General features: G+C 63.6%; 2 protein-coding genes. Both read left to right on the top strand.

Annotated elements, in window-relative coordinates:
• Positions 1-1,150 (top strand): dolichyl-phosphate beta-glucosyltransferase (locus ABX74_RS08565; protein ID WP_047888643.1); only part of this gene is annotated, 1,150 nt, incomplete at its 5' end.
• Positions 1,147-1,691 (top strand): glycosyltransferase family 39 protein (locus tag ABX74_RS08560; RefSeq protein ID WP_047888642.1); only part of this gene is annotated, 545 nt, incomplete at its 3' end. The genes ABX74_RS08565 and ABX74_RS08560, both read left to right, overlap by 4 nt.

Below are 1,691 nucleotides of genomic sequence, written 5' to 3'. Positions count from 1 at the left end.
CAACGAAGAGGCAGGCCTGGAGACGTGCGTGCGGCGCCTGCGCCGGCATTTACGCACACAGGTGCCATTCTCTGCACGAATTACCATCGCGGACAACGCCAGTGTCGACGGCACGTTGGCGCTCGCGCGTTCCCTCGCCGAAGAATTCGACGACGTCCGGGTCGTCCACCTGGATGCGAAGGGCCGTGGTCGAGCACTGCGGCAGGTGTGGAGCGACTCCGATGCCGACGTGGTCGCGTACATGGACGTCGACCTCTCCACCGATCTCAATGCCCTGATGCCGTTGATTGCTCCGCTGCTCTCCGGCCACTCGGACATCGCCATCGGTTCCCGGTTGGCACGTTCGTCGCGCGTGGTACGTGGCCCCAAGCGTGAGTTCATCTCACGTAGCTACAACCTCATCCTCCGAAGCGCACTGCATGCTCGCTTCTCCGACGCCCAGTGCGGGTTCAAAGCCATGCGAGTCGATGTTGCGCGGCAACTACTTCCGCTGGTGGAGGACACCGGGTGGTTCTTCGACACCGAATTGCTTGTGCTGGCCGAGCGAGCGGGCATGCGGATTCACGAGGTCCCCGTCGACTGGGTGGACGATCCGGACAGTCGGGTGGACATCATTGCCACCGCAGTTGCCGACCTCAAAGGTGTGGTCCGCGTCGGGCGAGCACTGTCGACCGGTTCCCTTCCCTTGGCCGAGCTCAGGGCGAGTTTCGGACGTGAACCACTGGTTCCCGGAGTTCCGCGAGGAATGGTCGGGCAGCTCTCGCGCTTTGCCGTGGTGGGAGTCATTTCGACACTCGCGTACGCGCTGCTCTACCTCGCACTGCACTCGGTGATGGGGGCGCAGTGGGCCAATGCCGTCTCATTGCTGGTGACGGCAGTGTTCAACACCGCCGCCAATCGAGCCTTCACCTTCGGGATCCGCGGGTCGGAAGGATCCGCCCGTCACCAGATGCAGGGGCTGCTCGTGTTCGGGTTCGGTCTACTGCTCACCAGCGGATCGTTGTTCGTTCTCGACGTCATGGCGCCCGACGCGTCCAAGCACGTGGAGCTTGCCGTACTCGTCATTGCCAATCTTGTTGCCACAGTGAGCCGATTCATCGCGCTGCGCTGGGTTTTTCGCACTGCACAATCCGTAGGAGCCAATCGATGACCGCCACTGCAGAGACACTCGCCGCGCCGCTGCCTGCGCCGGAACCGCAGCGTCAGGTGCGCTGGGAACCGTGGGCGCTCGGAGTGTTGTTGGTGGGCACCGGAGTGGCCTACATCTGGGGCCTGGGCGCGTCCGGATGGGCCAACTCCTTCTATGCTGCTGCGGTCCAAGCAGGTTCGGTGTCGTGGAAGGCCTTCTTCTTCGGTTCGTCGGATGCTGCCAACTCGATCACCGTCGACAAGCCACCGATGTCCCTGTGGTTGATGTCGCTGTCGGTTCGCATCTTCGGACTCAATTCCTGGGCGATGTTGGTGCCGCAGGCACTCCTCGGGGTCGGATCGGTTGCGCTGTTGTGGGGAACGGTTCGACGGTATTTCGGTGCGGCCGCCGGCCTCCTCGCCGGCTTGGTACTTGCGCTCACACCCGTAGCGGCGCTGATGTTCCGGTTCAACAACCCGGATGCCCTGCTGGTGCTCCTGATGATCGCAGCAGTGTGGGCGATGATGCGCGCCGTGCAGGACGGTCGCACCCGCTGGCTGGT

Origin of the sequence: Rhodococcus sp. ARP2, from assembly GCF_001029585.1 — a bacterium.
In the GTDB taxonomy this organism is placed as follows: Bacteria; Actinomycetota; Actinomycetes; order Mycobacteriales; family Mycobacteriaceae; genus Rhodococcus_F; species Rhodococcus_F erythropolis.
Note: the sequence above shows the minus strand (reverse complement) of the source record. Positions and strands in the feature narration are given on the sequence as shown.